The sequence below is a fragment of the Fictibacillus nanhaiensis genome (assembly GCF_049537595.1).
Classification (GTDB): Bacteria; Bacillota; Bacilli; order Bacillales; family Fictibacillaceae; genus Fictibacillus; species Fictibacillus nanhaiensis_F.
The window spans coordinates 715570-735085 of record NZ_JBMULM010000001.1; the positions used below are offsets into that span (position 1 = coordinate 715570).

General features: G+C 39.5%; 18 protein-coding genes. 13 read left to right on the plus strand and 5 right to left on the minus strand.

Annotated elements, in window-relative coordinates; translation table 11 throughout:
• Positions 1-17: 17 nt before the first annotated feature.
• The 7 genes from ACOZ9X_RS03550 to murC all read left to right on the plus strand — a co-directional run bounded on the left by ACOZ9X_RS03550 (position 18) and on the right by murC (position 8550).
• Entirely contained in the window at positions 18-1025 is a 1008-nt protein-coding gene (locus ACOZ9X_RS03550; RefSeq protein ID WP_423417053.1) for a PTS transporter subunit IIC, read from the plus strand.
• 13 nt (positions 1026-1038) lie between these two features.
• Positions 1039-1365: a thioredoxin family protein gene (locus ACOZ9X_RS03555; RefSeq protein WP_423417054.1), complete on the plus strand. Its 327-nt coding sequence runs from the start codon at positions 1039-1041 to the stop codon at positions 1363-1365.
• A gap of 61 nt (positions 1366-1426) precedes the next feature.
• On the plus strand, positions 1427-1852 hold the full coding sequence (queF, locus tag ACOZ9X_RS03560) for a preQ(1) synthase (protein WP_423417055.1): 426 nt from the start codon (positions 1427-1429) through the stop codon (positions 1850-1852).
• A 73-nt stretch (positions 1853-1925) separates the two neighbouring features.
• On the plus strand, positions 1926-2741 hold the full coding sequence (locus ACOZ9X_RS03565) for a DUF1444 family protein (RefSeq protein WP_423417056.1): 816 nt from the start codon (positions 1926-1928) through the stop codon (positions 2739-2741).
• A gap of 143 nt (positions 2742-2884) precedes the next feature.
• Complete coding sequence (locus tag ACOZ9X_RS03570) at positions 2885-5581, plus strand: DNA translocase FtsK (RefSeq protein WP_423417057.1); 2697 nt, start codon at positions 2885-2887, stop codon at positions 5579-5581.
• Between the two features lie 346 nt (positions 5582-5927).
• Positions 5928-7025: a nicotinate phosphoribosyltransferase gene (locus ACOZ9X_RS03575; RefSeq protein ID WP_423417058.1), complete on the plus strand. Its 1098-nt coding sequence runs from the start codon at positions 5928-5930 to the stop codon at positions 7023-7025.
• Positions 7026-7242: 217 nt separating this feature from the next.
• Positions 7243-8550, plus strand: a complete 1308-nt coding sequence (murC, locus tag ACOZ9X_RS03580; RefSeq protein ID WP_423417059.1) for a UDP-N-acetylmuramate--L-alanine ligase — start codon at positions 7243-7245, stop codon at positions 8548-8550.
• Between the two features lie 249 nt (positions 8551-8799).
• Here murC and ACOZ9X_RS03585 read toward each other — a convergent pair whose 3' ends face one another.
• On the minus strand, positions 8800-9912 hold the full coding sequence (locus ACOZ9X_RS03585; protein WP_137788625.1) for an aminopeptidase: 1113 nt from the start codon (positions 9910-9912) through the stop codon (positions 8800-8802).
• Positions 9913-10089: 177 nt separating this feature from the next.
• On the opposite strand from ACOZ9X_RS03585, the gene ACOZ9X_RS03590 reads away from it, so the two are divergent.
• From ACOZ9X_RS03590 to ytxJ, 3 genes are all read left to right on the plus strand, one after another.
• On the plus strand, positions 10090-10545 hold the full coding sequence (locus tag ACOZ9X_RS03590; protein ID WP_066396872.1) for a DUF948 domain-containing protein: 456 nt from the start codon (positions 10090-10092) through the stop codon (positions 10543-10545).
• Complete coding sequence (locus ACOZ9X_RS03595) at positions 10546-10962, plus strand: YtxH domain-containing protein (RefSeq protein ID WP_066396870.1); 417 nt, start codon at positions 10546-10548, stop codon at positions 10960-10962.
• Between the two features lie 82 nt (positions 10963-11044).
• Positions 11045-11383, plus strand: a complete 339-nt coding sequence (ytxJ, locus tag ACOZ9X_RS03600) for a bacillithiol system redox-active protein YtxJ (protein WP_144698574.1) — start codon at positions 11045-11047, stop codon at positions 11381-11383.
• A gap of 27 nt (positions 11384-11410) precedes the next feature.
• Here the strand turns inward: ytxJ and ACOZ9X_RS03605 are convergent, their stop codons facing one another.
• On the minus strand, positions 11411-13564 hold the full coding sequence (locus ACOZ9X_RS03605) for a cell division protein FtsA (protein WP_423417060.1): 2154 nt from the start codon (positions 13562-13564) through the stop codon (positions 11411-11413).
• Positions 13565-13685: 121 nt separating this feature from the next.
• Between ACOZ9X_RS03605 and ACOZ9X_RS03610 the strand changes: the two genes are divergently transcribed.
• The 3 genes from ACOZ9X_RS03610 (at position 13686) to ACOZ9X_RS03620 (ending at position 16753) form a co-directional block, all read left to right on the plus strand.
• Positions 13686-14774 (plus strand): bifunctional 3-deoxy-7-phosphoheptulonate synthase/chorismate mutase, encoded by a 1089-nt coding sequence (locus ACOZ9X_RS03610; protein ID WP_423417061.1) that lies wholly within the window; start codon positions 13686-13688, stop codon positions 14772-14774.
• 254 nt (positions 14775-15028) lie between these two features.
• Positions 15029-16030, plus strand: coding sequence for a catabolite control protein A (gene ccpA, locus ACOZ9X_RS03615; protein ID WP_423417062.1), 1002 nt, complete (start codon positions 15029-15031; stop codon positions 16028-16030).
• A 21-nt stretch (positions 16031-16051) separates the two neighbouring features.
• Positions 16052-16753 carry a 5'-methylthioadenosine/adenosylhomocysteine nucleosidase gene (locus ACOZ9X_RS03620; RefSeq protein WP_423417063.1) on the plus strand — a complete coding sequence of 234 codons (702 nt, stop codon included), beginning with the start codon at positions 16052-16054 and terminating at the stop codon, positions 16751-16753.
• Positions 16754-17011: 258 nt separating this feature from the next.
• Here the strand turns inward: ACOZ9X_RS03620 and ACOZ9X_RS03625 are convergent, their stop codons facing one another.
• From ACOZ9X_RS03625 to ACOZ9X_RS03635, 3 genes are read right to left on the minus strand one after another with little or no spacing between them, the layout of a single operon-like run.
• On the minus strand, positions 17012-18166 hold the full coding sequence (locus tag ACOZ9X_RS03625; RefSeq protein ID WP_423417064.1) for an acetoin utilization protein AcuC: 1155 nt from the start codon (positions 18164-18166) through the stop codon (positions 17012-17014).
• Complete coding sequence (locus tag ACOZ9X_RS03630; protein WP_423417065.1) at positions 18156-18806, minus strand: acetoin utilization AcuB family protein; 651 nt, start codon at positions 18804-18806, stop codon at positions 18156-18158. The genes ACOZ9X_RS03625 and ACOZ9X_RS03630 overlap by 11 nt, the downstream gene beginning before the upstream one ends.
• Positions 18807-18850: 44 nt before the next feature.
• On the minus strand, positions 18851-19483 hold the full coding sequence (locus ACOZ9X_RS03635; RefSeq protein WP_423417066.1) for a GNAT family N-acetyltransferase: 633 nt from the start codon (positions 19481-19483) through the stop codon (positions 18851-18853).
• Positions 19484-19516: the final 33 nt, after the last annotated feature.

The following is a 19516-nucleotide window of genomic DNA, read 5'->3' on the forward strand; positions in this document are numbered from 1 at the left end:
TAAAGGAGTCATTTTAAATGAGGGATTTTCTAAATAAAAAAGGGGTAAGTCTTTCACCCAAAACGTATTTTATTACGGGGTTTCAATATTTTGCACTAGGATTGATGGCGTCGCTAATCATAGGATTGATTCTTAAGACGATCGGTGAGCAACTCTCGCTACCATTCTTTACAGAGATGGGCCAATTAGCGATGACTTTGATGGGTCCAGTGATTGGTACGGCTGTGGCGTACGGATTAAAGGCTCCTCCACTCGTCATATTTTCAGCGGGTATAGCGGGGGCAGCAGGAGCGGATCTTGGGAGTGTAGCTGGATGTTATGTAGCTTCGTTAATAGCTGTAGAAGTAGGAAAGTTAGTATCAGAAGAAACAAAGTTTGATATTTTAATCACTCCTGCAGTTACCATTTTTACAGGTTTTACGATTGCTACATTCATTGGGCCGGGAATCGATCAATTCATGAAGGCGTTTGGCCAACTCGTTATGTGGTCAACAGATCAGCGTCCTTTAATTATGGGGATCTTAGTAGCTATATTGCTCGGATTTGCACTAACAGGTCCGATTTCATCAGCAGCAATAGCGATGATGCTTGGTCTTGAGGGGCTAGCGGCTGGTGCAGCAACGATTGGTTGTGCGGCACAAATGATTGGGTTTGCCACGAGTTCATACCGGGAAAATGGATTTGGAGGCTTTTTGACACAAGGAATCGGTACTTCTAAACTACAGTTTCCGAATGTAGTTAAAAATCCTTATATTCTAATTCCGCCGACGGTTGCCGGTATCCTATTAGCACCCGTTGGAACTCTTTATTTTCAGATGGAGAATATTCCAGCTGGAGCAGGGATGGGAACGAGCGGTCTCGTAGGCCAAATCATGACGCTCAGGACGATGGGCTTTACCTTTGAAACGTTTCTTGCTATATTTATTTTGCATTTTATAGGACCTATTATTATTAGCTTAGTGCTTTCAGAATGGTTAAGAAAAAAAGGATATATTAAATTCGGCGATATGAAGCTGAATCAATAAGGAGACGATTATAATGGAAAACATGAAATCGATCGAACAATTTAAAGAAACAATTAAAAAGGATGTTACAATAGCAGTTTTTTCTGCAGACTGGTGCCCGGATTGTGTAGTGATCAAACCGATCCTGCCTGAAATTGAAGAAGAATATTCTAACTATCAATTTGTTTACGTAGATCGTGACGAACTGATCGAACTTTGTCAGGAGCTTGATATTTTCGGAATTCCTAGCTTCCTCGCATTCAAAGATGGCGAAGAGATTGGACGTTATGTGAATAAAGAGAGAAAGACGAAAGAGCAGATTGTTGCCTTTTTAGAAGAGCTTAACATTCCTTCAAAATAGGTTAAAAGAGTATGTTATAATAACAAAAAAAGATTTTTTTACGTGAAGGGAAGTATTTTTGATGGCTAAAGTTGAAGTAAACCACAGCAAATATGAAGGTATTCGTTTTGACATCCAAGATGAGAACGTAATCCTTGTTGATATATTAGAAACCATTCCATATGAGTATGTAGGAAAAGATACGATGGTAACCATTCCTACAACTGAATTCACATCTGTATGTCCCTGGTCAGGTCTTCCTGATTTTGCTGATATTATCATCAGCTATATTCCAAACGAAGATCTAGTAGAAATGAAGTCTTTGAAGTATTACCTAACTTCATATCGAAACGTCGGAATTTACCAAGAGCATGCTACAAATCGTATTTTGGAAGACCTAGTAAAGCTGCTTAAGCCAAAGTACATTAAAGTAGTTGGAAACTGGAACGCGCGTGGCGGACTAGGAACAGAAGTAGTAGTAGATTATAAAGAAGAGAACAGCAAGTAAGTGAACAAAAACCTCCATTAGGAGGTTTTTCACGTTACGTATAACCCGTTGTTTAGGAAAGGAGGATTCATAGATGAGCAGTTCCATTAAACTAAAGAAAACGCTACAAGAGAAATTAATGAGTCCAACCCGAGAATTTTCATACGATAGAGAAGAGGAAACGCTTCGGATCACAAATAAGGAAACAGGTAAAGGTGTAACCTTGTCACTTGGTGGGCTAAGTGCACGCTGGTCAAAAGAAAAAGATGAGCTTATTGATAAATTGGTGTATTACGTAGAAGAAGGATTGAATGCCGCTTCACATGAAGGCGAGAGTTCAAATACCTTATCACGCATCTTTCCAGTCATTCGTTCTGCATCCTTTCCAATGGAAACGCCAGAAGGAGAAGAACTTTTTTATCAAGAGCACACAGCAGAGACAAGGATATATTATGCTTTAGACCTAGGCAAAACCTATAAGCTTCTTACGAATAATAAGATGAGGGAGTTAAAGGTTGAAGAGTCTCTAATACTTGATTCGGCAAGATTCAATGTAAAGCGTTTATCAACAGATCATAAAGAAGATCAAGTTGCAGGAAATACGTTCTTCTTTTTAAACCATAACGATGGATACGATGCGAGCAGAATCCTAAACATTGCTTTTTTAGAAGAGATGAAGAAGAAAATTTCTGGAGAAATGGCAGTGGCTATACCACATCAGGATGTGTTGATCGTTGCAGATATTAAGAATAAGCAAGGATACGATATCTTAGCTCAGATGGCGATGCAATTTTTTATGAACGGACGAGTGCCGATCACAGCTTTACCGTTTATGTATGACAACAAAGAGTTAGAACCTGTCTTTATTTTAGCCAAGAATAGACCAGTAGAAGAAGAAACAACAGATTGATTGATAATAAAAGCCGCTAGATCATCTAGTGGTTTTTATTTCTTATCTTTTAACATGCATGTGCTATAGATGAATATTTATACTATTGTTTCTCTTCTATTTTCGCTACAATAAAGAAACAACCAACAGAAATAGGTGAGAAGATGAGTTGGATAAAAAAATTAATGAACACTTTTTTTGACGATGAAAATGAAGATGATTCCTACTATGAGGAAGAGAGAACAAAAAGTCAGGAGCCTGTAAAAAAACAGCAATCGCCTGAAAAAATGGAAAATAATCAGAGGGCAAAGCCAGCTCCTTTTGCAAGTAATGGAAGAAAACCGTCTCCATCAAATATTCAGCATCCTGCGAAAATGCTGCACAAGTATCCCGAGAATGCACCATTTCGTTTTCCTGTGATTCCTGATGAAAAAACGGTAAAACCAACTGCACAAAGACATACATATCAGCAGAAAGAGACGCACTCGTATAAAAATCCTGTTAGGGAAGAGAAGTCATACAGAGAAGAACGTCCTGTTCGTGAGCAACGTACTCATCAAAATGATAATAGAAGACCTAACGGTAACTCTTCGGGCTTCAACCAAGAACCAAAAAGACAAGCTTTCAAGGCTTCAAACGTTCCTTCACCTGTTTACGGATACGAAAGAAAGAATAAAAATGATTCACAGGCTAAGCCAGAACATAAAGACACGACGCCTGAGGTGAAATCGAGGTTTACACCAACAGATGTTCCATCTCCTGTATACGGATATGGAAAGAGAAAGCCTGAAGGTATTTTGTTCATCGGTAGAGATATACCTGATAAGGATTCTGTGACTGAAGAACTTTTAAAGTCTGTTGAAGAAGTTCTTCCTGCTGCAACAACAGAGAGTTCGACGTTTTCTCAAGAGCATGAGAATGTAAGTGAGGAGCAGGCAAACAATAGTATCGTTGAACAAAGCCAAATACAGGTCGTAGAAGAAGTAATAAATACTAATCAGGATTTAGTAGAAGAAGAACAGCATATTAATTCTCTTGAAATGATTGTTGAACCCGATATTGTCTATGTGTCAGAGGAGAATCACGTGGTTCAAAATCTGAGCGCGGAAAAACAAAACCAGATCAGTGAACCTGTTGATGTGTCTGATGTTGCTGAAAAAGGCACGGAAAGATCTGAAACACAGCCTGTTCAAGAGATACCTCCTAGTATAATACAAGAAAAGCAAGAGCGAGAAATTGTAGTTAATGAACAAACACAGCCGAAGAAGGAAACTTCAAAAAGTGGCGGGCAATTCGTTCCTTTTAATGTGTTGATGCTAAAAAAGGACAGAAAGTCACTAACTCGTCCTGTTTCCACACCAGAAATTCAAAAGTCAGAGAGGAGACAAGTTACAAGAACTGAGTTAAACATCCATCAAAGAACTGAAACTGTAGATAACCAGTTGTTTGTACCATTGTCATTATTAAATAAAGCTAAGGTCTCACTTGAAGATGATGATCTTTGGTTAAACGAACAAAAGAACACACTTCAATCAACACTGGATAACTTTAATGTGAATGCAAAAGTGGTTCACATGACAAAAGGTCCAGCGGTTACACGTTTTGAAGTTCAGCCTGCTCCAGGCGTAAAGGTAAACAAGATTACTAACCTTACAGATGATATAAAACTTAGCCTGGCTGCTCGTGACATAAGAATTGAAGCGCCGATTCCAGGAAAGAATGCAATTGGCATAGAAGTGCCGAACCAGCATAGCAGAGCGGTTTATTTACGTGAGATCATTGAAGATGATGTGTTTAAGGATTCTGCATCTTCCCTGACCGTGGCTCTCGGATTAGACATTTCAGGAGCACCTGTAGTGACAGATCTTCAAAAGATGCCGCACGGACTTATTGCAGGAGCGACAGGATCAGGAAAGAGCGTTTGTATCAACTCTATACTTGTGAGCTTGCTGTATAAAGCAAAGCCGGAAGATGTGAGATTGTTGCTTGTCGATCCTAAGATGGTCGAGCTTGCACCATACAATCACATTCCGCACCTAGTGACGCCTGTTATCACAGATGCAAAAGAAGCAACGGCTGCTTTAAAATGGGCGGTCGAAGAAATGGAACGTCGTTACGAAGAATTTGCAAAAACAGGTGTACGAGAGATAAAGCGTTACAATCAAAAGATGGAAGAAGAGCAGCATTATAAAAACAAGATGCCTTATATTGTTGTGGTAATCGATGAGTTGGCTGATCTGATGATGGTTTCACCACAAGAAGTTGAAGAAGCAATCTGTCGAATTGCACAGAAGGCAAGAGCATGTGGTATCCATCTTCTACTTGCAACACAGCGGCCATCAGTAGATGTTATCACAGGACTGATCAAAGCCAATGTTCCAACTCGTACAGCATTCGCCGTTTCGTCCGCGATCGATTCAAGGACCATTCTAGATATGAGTGGTGCAGAACGATTATTAGGACGGGGCGATATGCTCTTTATGGAGAATGGCTCGAACAAAGCGGTACGTATTCAAGGAACGTTCGTATCTGATGAAGAAATTGAAGAAGTAACACGTTACGTAAAAGAAGAGTACCAAACAGAATATCTTTTTACTCGTGAAGAACTGATTCAGCATCAGCAAACAACAGAAGTAGAAGACGAACTTTTCGAAGAAGCTTGTTACTATGTTATCGAAGTAGGTGCAGCATCCTCTTCTAGCTTGCAGCGCAGATTTAGAATTGGTTACAACCGTGCAGCAAGATTAGTAGACATGATGGAAAGCTTCGGCCTCGTCTCTGAAACGATGGGAAGTAAACCAAGACATGTTCTTCTTACACAAGAAGAACTAGAGAGTCGTTTATATAGCGGTGTTGAGTAATAAATCTATAGGAAAGAGCTGATTGTGGGGGACGCCTTACATCGGCTCTTTCTTTATGTAAGCAGAGATTGCCTTAGGCTGGAATTTTACAGAAAGTAAGGATTTCGGCGAAAATAAAATGATATCGGCAAAAAACAGATTGTATCAGCGAAAAAAGCTTTTTATCGGCAAGTTTCCGTTTATATCGGTAAATTTGACATATTGTAATTTTTTTACGCTTTCTCATAAGGTTCCACAGTTAACTATCAAATGATTTTCTTGAGTTATTGTGCCTTGTTCGCTATTATAGTGTGGGGAATAGTTCCCTTTCTTTTATACCTTGGAATAAGTCATGAGGAGTAAATTAATGAAAGAGATAGAATTAAAGCTGCAAGGAAAAATCAAGCGGCTCACGAATAAAACATTTAAATTCGATGAACGGATCAGGGAAGGTTGGTTCTCTGCTGTTTATTTTCTTAAAACATGTGAGATTGTAGAATCATTCAAACCAGATAATATCGTAACGATGCAGTTCTTTCAAAAGAATGACGCCGTCTTGTGCGGTTCGGATGAAGCGATCGCTCTTATTAAAACGTTTGCTAAGGATGTAGATTCTTTAGAGATTCATTCTTTAAAAGATGGAGATAAAATCTCCCCGTTTGAAACGGTGTTAACGATCAAGGGTCCTTATCAAAACTTTGGTTTCTTAGAAGGAATGATCGATGGAATACTAGCCAGAAGAACGTCGGTTGCTACGAATGTTTATAATGTTGTTAAAGCTGCTAGTAAATCTGGTGTTCAGAAGCCGGTCATCTTCATGGGCGACAGAGACGACCATTTTGCACAGCAAGCTGGAGATGGTTATGCATCTTATATTGGTGGTTCAACCGCTCAGGCTACACATGCGATGAATGAATGGTGGGGCAAAAAAGGGATGGGCACGATGCCACATGCTCTCATTCAAATCTTTAACGGGGATATTGTAGAAGCTACGAAAGCTTATCATGCGAAATACCCTGAAGACGATCTTATCTCACTTGTTGACTATAACAACGATGTGATTACAGATGCTCTAAAAGTAGCGAGAGAGTTTGGAGAGACTTTAAAAGGGGTAAGGGTTGATACTTCACGAACGATGGTCGATCAATATTTCTTTAGAAACCCAGATGTACTAGGTTCGTTTGATCCGAGGGGTGTGAATCCAGAACTGATCTTTGCACTTCGAAAAGCTCTGGATGAAGAAGGATTCCAACATGTTAAAATCGTTGTTAGCGGTGGATTTAAAAAAGAAAGAATCGAGCAGTTTGAAGAACAAAAAGTACCCGTAGATATTTATGGGGTAGGCAGCAATCTATTAAAGATTAATATAGGATTTACCGGTGATAACGTTATGATGAATGAACAACATCAAGCAAAAGCAGGAAGAATCTATCGTCATAATCCAAGACTAGAGCTAGTGGAATAACTGCTATTATTATTTTGAAGAAGTTGGGGAAAATAGATAAAAAGCTCTATTAGACTTTTATCATTTGTCTATCATGGTGAACGGACAACAACTTTGCTATAATGGTTCAAGTATTCCGAATCAATCCTGACTGTGCATAAATAACCGTTTCAGACAGCAGGCATATAATAATACAAATAGGCCTTTTAGAAGGTGTTCTTTTTGTGGAGGGCTATACATGACAAAATACCATTTTATTGGAATTAAAGGGACAGGAATGAGCCCGTTGGCACAAATTCTTCATGACAATGGTCATGAAGTTCAAGGTTCTGATATTGAACAATTTATCTTTACTCAGACAGCACTTGAAGAAAAAAACATCCCGGTGTTACCGTTTGACAAGAACAACGTTGAAGAAGGTCAAACGATTATCGCAGGTAATGCTTTTGGCGAACAGCATGAAGAGATTCAAGCTGCAAATGAGAAAAATATTCCTATTCATAGATATCACCATTTCCTCGGAGAGTATCTATCTAACTTTACATCGATTGCAGTGACAGGATCACACGGAAAAACGTCAACAACAGGTTTATTAGCTCATGTTGTTGGTGCTGCTAAGCCTACTTCTTATCTAATCGGTGATGGAACAGGTAAAGGTAGTAAGGGAAGCGAATACTTCGTGTTTGAAGCATGTGAGTACCGCAGACATTTCTTATCTTATAATCCGGACTACGCGATTATCACCAACATTGATTTTGATCATCCTGATTATTTTTCTGATTTAAAAGATGTAATCAGTGCATTCCAAGCGATGGCGATGCAGGTGAAAAAGGCGATCATCGCATGTGGTGATGATGCAAACCTTCAAGAGATTCATGCACAAGTGCCCGTCGTATTCTATGGCTTTGGTGATCATAATGATTTCCAAGCTAAGAATGTTAATCGTGGTGATGAAGGAACTACATTTGATGTATTCGTTCGCAATACGTTTTATGGCACGTTCCAGATTCCTGGATATGGCACACATAACGTACTGAACGCACTGGCTGTCATTGCGATCTGTCATTATGAGACATTACCGATGGATATTATTAAAGAGCAATTGAAGAGCTTTACTGGTGTTAAAAGAAGATTCTCTGAAAAATCAGTTGGTGATCAAATCTTGATCGATGACTATGCTCATCATCCGACTGAAATTAAAGTAACGATCGAAGCAACAAAGTATAAATACAAAAATCGTGAAGTAGTAGCGATCTTCCAACCACATACATTTACACGAACAAAGACGTTCTTAGACGAATTTGCAGCAGCACTAAGTGAAGCGGATCATGTTTACCTCTGCGACATTTTTGGTTCTGCAAGAGAGAATGCTGGAAATCTTTCAATCGAGAATTTAATAGAAAAAATTCCAAACGCTCAATTCATTACAGAAGACAAAGTGGATGTACTAAAAAAATACAAAGATGGTGTTTTGTTATTCATGGGTGCTGGAGATATTCAAAAGTTCCAAAGAGCATATGAAGAAACACTGACTGCAAAACCATAAGAAAAAAGACTTGCCAGCCGGCAAGTCTTTTTTGTATTTTTATTTGATTTATTCGAGAAAGTTTATCCCTGCTAAGGCTTATGCTTCATTGATAAGTTGATTGTAGTGCAAGGTGGGAGACTCCTGGGGGATCAGCGGGACAGGTGAGACTCCTAACAGCGCAGAGCGCTAGGAGGCTCACCGCACGCCCCTCGGAAAGCGAGCATCCTGGAACGAAAATCAACTACTTACAGAGCTTTTCTACTAGTATTACTTTAAATTCTCAGGGTTTAATTGCTCTAATTCAGGTAGAACGAAAACGCCATCTTTACGGATCAACACGTCATCAAAGAAGATTTCTCCTCCGCCGTAATCAGGACGTTGGATCATGACCATATCCCAATGGATATTTGATTCATTTCCGTTATACGCCTCTTCATACGCTTGACCAGGCGTAAAGTGGAAGCTGCCGTCGATCTTCTCATCGAAAAGAATATCTTTCATCGGATGCTTGATGAAAGGGTTAACACCGATCGCAAACTCACCTACATAGCGAGAACCTTCATCCGTATCGAAAATTTTGTTGATGCGTTCTGAATCGTTTGCTGTCGCTTTTACAATCTTACCGTTCTCAAACGTCAACTGTACATTTTCAAAAGTAAAGCCGTTATATGGAGATGGCGTGTTATACGAAATCGTACCATTAACGGAGTCTTTAACGGGAGCCGTGAATACTTCACCATCTGGAATGTTGTTTTGTCCTGAACATTTAATGGATGGAATATCTTTGATCGAAAACGATAGATCAGTTCCCGGCCCTGTTATGCGAACTTTATCCGTCTTATCCATCAGATCTTTTAGTGCAGTCATCGCGTCATCCATTTTACCATAGTCAAGGTTACATACTTCAAAATAGAAGTCTTCGAAAGCTTCTGTACTCATGCTAGCAGATTGTGCCATAGATGCGTTCGGGTAACGAAGCACACACCATTTTGTCTTTTTGATACGAATCTTACGGTGCATCGCAAAGATTGTTTTTTCATAAAGTGCCATCTTCTCGGAAGGAACATCAGACATTTCGTTGATGTTGTCACCTGAACGAAGACCGATATAAGCATCCATCTGGTTCATAAGATCACCTTCATGCTTCGCGATCATTTCCATCTGTTCTTCAGTTGCTTGTGTGTATTGAGCGCGCATGACAGAATGGTCTTTAAGTAAAACGAATGGAAAACCGCCAGCAGCATATGCTTCTTGAACAAGTGCGTTCACGAGTTCTTTTTGTAGTCCGAAGTTTTCAATTAATACTTTCTCACCTTTTTGCAGGTTTACCGAATATGTAATCAAGTTTTTTGCTAGTTGTTGAATTCTTGGATCTCTCATGTTGAAAAAGCCCCCTATATATTTGATATCTTCTTTATTTTAACTTAATTTAAACAATTTGTAATGTTCTAGAAAAGGATTTTCATGAAGTGGTAAAGAATACTATAAAAAAACACGTTTCCTTTGATATAAACTCGGGAAAAAGCAATAATATACTTTCAGGAGGTGTCTCGAATAATGGATATCATTATCTCAATCAGTGTAGCATTAGTCGCAGTTGCATTTGTCGTACTCGTTTATTTTTTATCAGGGGCTTTAAAATCACTACAAATTACCCTCAATCATGTCGCGGTAACGCTAGAAAGTCTAGAGAAGCAATTAGATGGCGTAACGCGCGAGACAACCGATTTGTTACATAAAACAAACCAGTTAGCCGAGGATGTTCAAAAGAAATCTGATTCACTTAACAACGTGTTCTCTGCCGTTCAAGATTTCGGTCAATCCGTTCAAAAGGTGAACCAATCTGTCCGCAAAGTAACAGACCAGATTACGGTTGAAACAGAGCGACAGTCTAAGCAAATATCGCAAGCGGTTCAATGGGGAAATGCAGCATTGAATTTATGGGAAAAGTATAAACTCAAAAAATCCAATGTTGAAACAACACAAAGACAATATTCCAGAGGAGGAGTCTAAATGAGCAACAACAACAATCAGAACATTGATAGCAAAGATTTTATTATCGGTGCACTTGTTGGTGGTATGTTAGGAGCTGCTGCAGCGCTATTATTAGCGCCGAAAGCAGGGAAAGAATTACGAAGCGATCTGAATGAACAAGCGGTTTATCTAAAGGATAAAAGTAACGAGATCTCTCATTTGGCTCGTGAAAAATCCTCAAACATTGTGAAGACAGTGTCTGAGCAATCGAATCAAGTTGCGACAAAGGTAAAAGATCTTACTTCAAACCTTCGCAAAGATATCGATAAGTGGCGCGCGAAAGAAGAAGAAAATGCGTCTGAACTGTATGGCGAAATTACAGACGATATCCAAGAAGAAGGTCAATTGGATTATGACCCTGCAAATGAACAGGAATTAGTAGAGCAAAAATATTGATAAGTATTGTATGAATATGAAAAGATAAGAAAAAGAACTTGTTTCTTTTTCTTTTCTTTTTATAATGGAGGTAGAAATCGCTATGTCACTTATTCAACTACAAAATGAACAAGATTGGAATCTAGTAAAAGAGCAAAGAAATCGTATTATCCTTATGAAGAACAGCACAACATGCCCTGTGAGTCATGAAGCTTTTAAAGAATTTCAAAAGTTTGCAGCGGATAACGAAAATGAAACGTTGTATTATTTGAACGTACAAGATGCAAGGTCATTAAGCAATGCGATTGCAGAGCAAACAGGAGTGAAGCACGAATCTCCTCAAGTATTAATCTTCGATGGAGATAATGTGGTTTGGCATGACTCTCATTGGAACATCACAAATAAAAAGCTTGCACAAGCGAATGAAAAAACAAAAGCGTAGCAAATGGCTACGCTTTTTTCTTCGTTTCTAAACTAGTACTTCAAATTTTAATAGGAGCTCATCACCTGTTTGAATCTCGGTTTGAAAGCCGGCCTTTTCACCATTCTTTAAAAGAATCAAGCTCTCGCCCGGCTTTGGTTGGAGTGTAAGTTCTACTTTTGTAAAAATATCCTGAAAAATAAACGGTTGTTGATCGGTTTTCTTCATCACAAGCCGTTCCTGGTGATAAAGAACTGAATCCAAACGAAGCTTTTCCTCTTCCCGATAAAAGTTATAGAGTGGACGCACAAGAGTTAATTCCTCTTCGTTAAAAATAACCGTACATGATTGATGCAGATTTACGTCTAGAGCATCCGTTACATGTTTTAAAGTTACTTGTTCTTCTTCAGTACGTTGATATTCTAATCGATCTCCATCATGCCATAATGTGTTCAGATTAACTCTTTGCTCGTTCAGATACACCAAATCAGTGAGTCTTGTTGGAATGGAAAGAGGCTTGCCATCTATAAAAATAGTAAAATGCGACCGTTTTGTTTCGCTGCTCCATTCTTTTAGATCAAATATATCTGTAAGGGAAGAAGGGAAACGGTAATAGCAATCATCTCTATCTTGTATTAACGTATCTGCACATACACGTTTTTCATTAATAAAATAATGAGTTTCAAACGTCTCAGCTTTCCCGTTCACCCATAACGTTTTTGCAGAGTGATCTTCATAAGCTTCTTGAATGGAAACCTCTGCATCCTCACCGTTTTGTCCTAATTCATAATGAATCGTAGCACCCTCTAAGATTTCATCTGACAGGGTGCAAGAAACACCATTCATCTCAATAGAAGGAGCGGAACCGATTTTTCCTTTAAACATCTTCACTTCGCCATTTAACCGAACCATCAATCCCATTCCAGGTTTGCCGTAAAGTTTCGAAAGATCAGCTCCTCCAGCAATTAAGGCATCACCGATCGTAAGTTTTTTCACTTGAAACAAGCGTATTGTCTTTCCGTTCACAGAGACGGTTACATATTTGACCGGATTTTCTTTAGCTGCAATACCGATACCAACAGGTGTTACGAGTTCAGGACCTTCTTCTTTTAATGTAGGGATCAAGGATTGGATAGCATTAAGCCCTCGAATCGCTACGCGTTCAATAGGCAGATTTAGTATTTCAGCCACTTTCTCACGTAATAGAGGCGTTAGACTGCCTCCTCCCACAAGCATGATCGCCTGAGGTGCTTTGGCGTTCAACCGAAGAATTTCCCTCGTAATTCCATCTGCTAAACTTTCAATGGAATACCCGATCATCGAGATGACTTCAGATGTGTCTTTTTGCGATGGGAACCCTAGGATGTCAGTATAGGTTACAACTGTTTCTTCTGTTAACGATCGTTTAAGCTGCTCAGCTACAGGAAAATCTAACAAAAAAGCAGAACTGATGGCTTCTGTAATTTCATCACCTGCGACCGGAACCATACCATACGCGATAACTGTCCCTTGAGCGGTTATCGCGATATCTGAAGTACCTGCTCCAATGTCTACAAGAGCTACATTTAACTTACGCATTGAAGTCGGAATCAGCACATTGATGGCTGCGATTGGTTCTAACGTTAGAGCTTCCATCTCAAGCCCAGCTTCGTCTAGAGCTTTCATTAATGAATCTACAACAACTCTCGGTAAGAAGGTAGCGATAACTTCTACACTAGCTTTGTTTCCTTGCTGACCGATAAAGCTCCCGATCTCCTGCTCGTCGAGGTAATAATGCAGAACAGAATATCCAACGCAATCGTAGAGTAAATTTGAATTCTCATCTAATAGGCTCGCTAATTGGTATTGAGCCTGTTGAACCGCTGCGAGTTCCATATGAATCACTTCTTCATGTGAAGTGATATCACCAAGAGAAAGATCTTTTTCAGAACGGCCTTTCACCGTCTTAAGAGCTCGTCCCGCTGCAGCAACACAAACTTTAGTAAGCGAACCTACTTCAAGTTCGAGCTGATTTTTTATCATCTTGATCACTTTGGCGACAGCAGGTATATGATGGATCTGGCCATCAAGCATAGAGCGCTCTTCATGTTCGATCATTTTTTTATGTAAAATCTCATACTTTCCGTTTTCATGCTGTTTTAAAATCATACCGACCACGGAACGTGTACCGATATCTAATGCGAATAAAAGATTTTTGTCCACGAAGGCACCTCTTTTTGTTACGATAGATGTATAGGTAGTCTTATAAGTTTATTAGAAGACGTCCCAATTATTAGAAATGTATCATATATCTTACATTATATAAATACTGAGGTGCTCATATATGAATCATCTAGAGTTAAACACGTTACGGTCCGAGCTTGATGTTGTAAATAAAGAATTGTTAGCATTGATCAATAAACGAGGTGAGCTTGTTCAGCGGATCGGTAAGATTAAATCCGATCAAGGTATGAAGAAGTACGATCCTGTTAGAGAAAGGCATATGTTAGATCTCGTTTCATCAGAGAACGAAGGACCCTTTGAAACAAGTACACTTCACCATCTTTTTAAAGAAATTTTTAAAGCAGGTCTTGAGTTACAAGAAGTGAATCACAAAAAAGAGCTACTTGTCTCGAGAAAACAAAGACCTGAAGATACGGTTATTTCTGTTAAAGGTCTGGAGATTGGAAACGGAAATCCTATTTTAATTGCAGGACCGTGTGCTGTAGAGAGTTATGGACAAACCGCTTCAGTCGCAGAAGCTGTTACGAAGAATGGTGTGAAGTTGTTACGAGGCGGAGCGTTCAAACCTCGAACCTCACCTTATGATTTTCAAGGTTTAGGTGTGGAAGGACTTCAGATTCTGAAAAAAGTGGCAGATGAATACAATTGTGCGGTAATCAGTGAAATCGTCCATCCACAAGACCTTGATATGGCATGTGAGTATTTAGACATCATTCAAATTGGTGCTAGAAACATGCAGAACTATGAGTTGTTAAAAGCAGCTGGTAGGCTCAATAAGCCGATTTTATTAAAAAGAGGACTCGCAGCAACACTTGATGAGTTCATCAACTCAGCTGAATATATCATGTCACAAGGAAATGGGCAGATCATCCTTTGTGAAAGAGGTATTCGAACGTATGAACGAGCAACACGAAACACGTTGGATATTACAGCGGTGCCTATTTTAAAACAAGAAACACACCTGCCTGTGTTTGTAGATGTAACGCATTCAACAGGGAGAAAAGATCTGCTCCTTCCAGCTGCAAAGGCAGCTTTTGCAATCGGTGCAGATGGGGTGATGGCAGAAGTACATCCAGACCCAGCCGTAGCTTTGTCGGATGCTGCACAACAGATGAACATTGAAGAATTTCAAAGATTTGTTGAAGAACTTGTTTCTTCCCGTTTTCTTAAACTAAATCAAATGGCTTAATAAGTAAAGAACCGGTCAGCTTTTGTGATAAATGCTGCCGGTTTTTTTATATATCACTAACCACTCTGAAAATGTGTATGATTCTGCCTATTTTCGCCAAAAATAAGTAAAATAGGTGCATTTTATTTTATTCTTTTTTTAATGTATGAATAAATGGTGAAACATGTCTCTATTCGTTGCCTACTTTACTACTTTATCGTATGATAATAGCATTACATAGCTGTCGGATATGCAGTATATAAGGAGGATTTTTTTTGAATACAACAATTTATGATGTAGCTCGTGAGGCTGGTGTCTCAATGGCAACGGTTTCTCGTGTTGTTAACGGAAACCCAAACGTCAAGCCATCTACTAGAAAGAAAGTACTAGAAGCGATCGAAAGGTTAGGTTACCGTCCGAATGCAGTAGCTCGAGGTCTAGCAAGCAAGAAAACGACAACGGTTGGCGTAATTATTCCGGATATCTCTAGCATCTTTTTTGCGGAACTCGCTCGTGGGATTGAAGATATTGCAACGATGTATAAATACAACATTATCCTTTGTAACTCTGATCAGAACAAGGAAAAAGAGATCCATCTGTTAAACACTTTATTAGGTAAGCAGGTGGATGGAATTGTTTTCATGGGCGGGAAGATTACAGAAGAGCATGTAGAAGAATTCAAACGTGCAGCTGTTCCAATCGTTATGGCAGCTACAGTGGATATGAACGAGGAAGTTCCATCTGTAAACATCGACTATCAAAACGCTGTATATGAAGCGGTTTCTCACTTGCTTGAAAAAGGTCATTCATCTGTTGCGATGGTAACAGGACCACTAGAAGATCCAATCAACGGATATTATAAGTTCAATGGTTACCGTAAAGCGTTGGAAGAGCAAGGTAAGAAGGTTGATGAAAGTCAAGTATTCGTTGGTGAATACACATATGATTCTGGAATCGAAGCGATCGAAAGCTTCTTAGACAGTGGAAACAAACCTTCAGCTGTTTTTGTAGGTACGGATGAAATGGCATTAGGAGTAATTCACGGTGCACAAGACCGAGGTTTGAGCGTGCCGGAAGATCTTGAAGTAATCGGTTTCGATAACACTAGACTGGCTACGATGGTTCGTCCAACATTATCAACAGTCGTTCAACCGATGTATGATATTGGAGCGGTAGCGATGCGCTTGTTAACAAAATTGATGAACAAAGAAACGGTTGAAGAACATACGGTAGTATTGCCTCATCGTATTCAATTCAGAGATTCTACAAAACAATAACGAAGTGTTGAGGTGGGCGAAGTGAGAATTGGCATCATCGGTGCGATGGACGAGGAAATCGTTTATATGAAAGAAGCACTGGATATATATGGGGAAAGCGTTTTTGCTCAAAATAAATTTTATGAAGGCACACATCATAACAAAGAGATCGTTTTATGTAAGTCTGGGGTAGGGAAGGTTAACGCAGCGATTACCACTCAGATTCTTATCGATCGCTTTCAAGTCACTCATGTTCTTTTTACAGGAGTAGCAGGCGCACTTGATCCTGAACTGGAAGTAGGAGACATTGTCATTTCATCAAGTGCGATGCAGCACGATATGGATGCTTCTGCATTGAGCCCTGATTTTCCAAAAGGAACGATTCCGATGTTTGCGTTTGATTCTGAATTTAAAGCAGATGCTCAGTTAGTAAAACTGGCAGAAACAGCAGCAGAAAAATTACAAGGACCAAAAGTGAAGATCGGCAAAGTACTGAGCGGTGATCAGTTTATCGCTGATCGAGAACTGGTTGAAGTATATTCTGCTCTTTTCAACGGAACTTGTATCGAGATGGAAGGATCAGCAGTAGCACAGGCTTCCTTCTTAAATGAAGTACCCTTCGTGATCATCCGTTCGATCTCTGATAAAGCAAACGGCGAAGCACCCGCTAGCTTTGCTGAATTCACAGCATTAGCTGCACGCCGTTCTTCAGATATGGTAGAAACCATTATAGAATCATTATAGAATGTGCTCTGGAAAACAGACCCGTCAATGGATGGGTCTGTTTTTTGGGGTTGTAGGTCTTGGGTTTGTCGAAAAGTGGATAAAAAATCTTATCCGTGAAATTATTTTACATTACCGTGAAATTAATTCTATTTACCGTGGATATATTTTCGATTACCGTGAAATTATGAACATGCACATTAAAATGCTTGTCATCTACAGCTATTTTCAGGATTAACAACATAGAAAAAGAGGACTAAACGATATAGTCCTCTTTCGTTATGAACTCTTTTTAATGGAATATAAGCTTTTTTCCAATGTTGCTCTGTTTTTGGATGTAATCTCATCTTTTCTTGGAATGGGTTTATAGATTCCGGATTCATCTTCCCATGTAGGAGGAAGAGGATGCTTAGCTTCATTCGTCCAACGCTTTAGCCAGTTCTCTGCGATCTGTCCGGAAGGTGCTTGATCATTCATTACGCACCATAAATAAGACCACGCGCGAGGAACGACACGCCAAATATCATAACCGCCACCGCCTGTTGCAATCCAGCGGCCGCCGCAATATTTTTCAGCAACTTTCTTTGCGATCCTTGGAATTTCTGTATACGTTTTCATCGTTACAGACAAATGTGTTAAAGGATCATAATAATGAGCATCAACACCATTTTGGGTAATGATAACGTCCGGTTTAAAGAAATCTGCAACTTCCCACAAGCTTTTTTCATAGCACTCCAAGAAGGATTCATCTTCTGTAAAAGCATCAACAGGAACATTAAAGGAAAAGCCGTACCCTTTTCCAGCTCCTTTTTCATGGATGGATCCTGTACCAGGAAATAAATAGCGTCCGGTTTCGTGGATGGAAAGGGTACAAACATCTGGATCATCATAAAAAGCCCACTGCACACCATCACCATGATGAGCATCCGTATCAACATATAAAACACGTGCATTGTATTTTCGTTTCATATATTCAATCGCTATTGAGCTGTCATTGTAGATACAAAACCCAGAAGCTTTTCCTCTAAAACCGTGATGCAGTCCTCCGCTAAGGCTAAGAGCATGCTTGGACTTTCCTTCCATCACATGATCTACCGCTGTAAGAGTGGCACCAACGATCCAGCTGCTGGCTTCATGCATGTTTGGGAATATGGGTGTATCTTCTGTACCGAGTCCATAATTTAGAGCGATCTCACGATTAAGCTGTCCTTGTCCGGCTTGCTTTACAGCTTCTACATAGCCAGGATCATGAATCAACATGATCTCCTCATCTGTTGCTTGTCTAGGCTTGATGATCTGATCGTCATTCAAACAACCTGAATCTCTTAACAACTCATAAGCAAGCTGGACTCTAAGCTGATTGAAGGGATGCGTCTCACTGAACTTATATCCTAATAGGTCTGGTGAATAAACAAAAACAGAATCATTTTTCATCGCGTTCACCCGGTACAGGTGGCCATTTCACTTCATAGCCATTATCAATTAAGTGTTCGATGACAGGAAGCGGGTTCATCGTTCCAACGCGAAATACGATAATCTTTTCTCGCTCATTATGAGAAGGATAGACGAGAACCGAGCTGATGTTCAAGTGGAAATCTTTTAAGACACTCGCTACTTTAGCTAATTCACCAGCTTCGTTCGGTACGACTACTTCTAGATGAGACCCAGGCTGATGAGTACCTGTTAATAAGATGAAAGCATGCAGCATCTCTCGTTCGGTTACAAGACCGACTAACTTTGTTTCTTCAAGTACAGGAATACAGCTAACATTATGTTCATAAAAAATCGTGGAAAGTTCTTCTGCAATGTCGAAAGGATGAGCTGAAAAGATAGCTTGTTTCATGATGCTTGAAACCGGTTTTTCAAAATCTTCTGGATGCTCGTTCTGGTGAAAAATAGATGGACTGGCATCCTTCACTTCTCGATCTGTAACAAGTCCTAGAAAGTCTCCGTTCTTGTTAATCACAGGCAAGTTTCGAATGTCTTTCTCAAGCATTAACTGTATAGCTGTACCGATCGTTTCGTTTTCATGAATCGTTACAACATTCTTCTGCATCATATTTTGAACGATCATATCGTAACACTCCCATTTGTTTTTCTCTCTAGTCACTGATTGGATTAATACATAAAACGATTTTTAAAACGCAGCCGGTCAAACTGTTGGATCGTGTCTAAGTCAATTCTTTTTCCGATACGGACCATCAAGCAATTGGCGGGATGCGAACTGATCTCTGGATCATCTGTTGCCATATACTCCAGGTCACCCGCGTTCATCATCTTTTCCATGACTTTTCGGTAATCCCAAACGGATAGTTTCGTTCCTTTTAAGTCCCAGTGCCAATAGTATTCTGTCGTAATAATAATATAATCTTCCATGGCATCATCCATCATAGAAACTTTTAATAGAGTTTTTCCAACTTTAAAGTTGCGATAATCAGGTATGACCTCAATCGCACCTAATTCTAGTAGATTTTCCATGCTTCCTTCAGACCATCGTTCTAACGGATCTGGATAGACGTATGTAACATAACCGATAACGGTATCCTTATTTCTAGCGATTATGATTCTGCCTTCGGGTAGTCTAGCGATCTCAGTAACAGCTTTTTTTTGTTCATCTGCTGGTCTGAATGCCTTTAAATCTTCATGAAAATAAAGACCTTCTAACGTTTCCGCTGATATAGGGCCTTCGACCGTAATGGTTCCATGACTCGTCTTTAATGCTACACAGTTGTATGTTTTGGTATGATTCATTTTTACACCACCTAGGTTGGTTTCCAACTTCTA

Coding starts and splice junctions, on each gene's coding strand:
- ACOZ9X_RS03585 (WP_137788625.1), bottom strand. CDS start 9,912: ATGAGAGATCCAAGAATTCAACAACTAGCAAAAAACTTGATTACATAT.
- ACOZ9X_RS03565 (WP_423417056.1), top strand. CDS start 1,926: ATGAGCAGTTCCATTAAACTAAAGAAAACGCTACAAGAGAAATTAATG.
- ACOZ9X_RS03575 (WP_423417058.1), top strand. CDS start 5,928: ATGAAAGAGATAGAATTAAAGCTGCAAGGAAAAATCAAGCGGCTCACG.
- ACOZ9X_RS03550 (WP_423417053.1), top strand. CDS start 18: ATGAGGGATTTTCTAAATAAAAAAGGGGTAAGTCTTTCACCCAAAACG.
- ACOZ9X_RS03610 (WP_423417061.1), top strand. CDS start 13,686: ATGAATCATCTAGAGTTAAACACGTTACGGTCCGAGCTTGATGTTGTA.
- ACOZ9X_RS03570 (WP_423417057.1), top strand. CDS start 2,885: ATGAGTTGGATAAAAAAATTAATGAACACTTTTTTTGACGATGAAAAT.
- ACOZ9X_RS03595 (WP_066396870.1), top strand. CDS start 10,546: ATGAGCAACAACAACAATCAGAACATTGATAGCAAAGATTTTATTATC.
- ACOZ9X_RS03625 (WP_423417064.1), bottom strand. CDS start 18,166: ATGAAAAATGATTCTGTTTTTGTTTATTCACCAGACCTATTAGGATAT.
- ACOZ9X_RS03590 (WP_066396872.1), top strand. CDS start 10,090: ATGGATATCATTATCTCAATCAGTGTAGCATTAGTCGCAGTTGCATTT.
- ACOZ9X_RS03635 (WP_423417066.1), bottom strand. CDS start 19,483: ATGAATCATACCAAAACATACAACTGTGTAGCATTAAAGACGAGTCAT.
- queF (WP_423417055.1), top strand. CDS start 1,427: ATGGCTAAAGTTGAAGTAAACCACAGCAAATATGAAGGTATTCGTTTT.
- ytxJ (WP_144698574.1), top strand. CDS start 11,045: ATGTCACTTATTCAACTACAAAATGAACAAGATTGGAATCTAGTAAAA.
- ACOZ9X_RS03555 (WP_423417054.1), top strand. CDS start 1,039: ATGGAAAACATGAAATCGATCGAACAATTTAAAGAAACAATTAAAAAG.
- murC (WP_423417059.1), top strand. CDS start 7,243: ATGACAAAATACCATTTTATTGGAATTAAAGGGACAGGAATGAGCCCG.
- ACOZ9X_RS03630 (WP_423417065.1), bottom strand. CDS start 18,806: ATGATCGTTCAAAATATGATGCAGAAGAATGTTGTAACGATTCATGAA.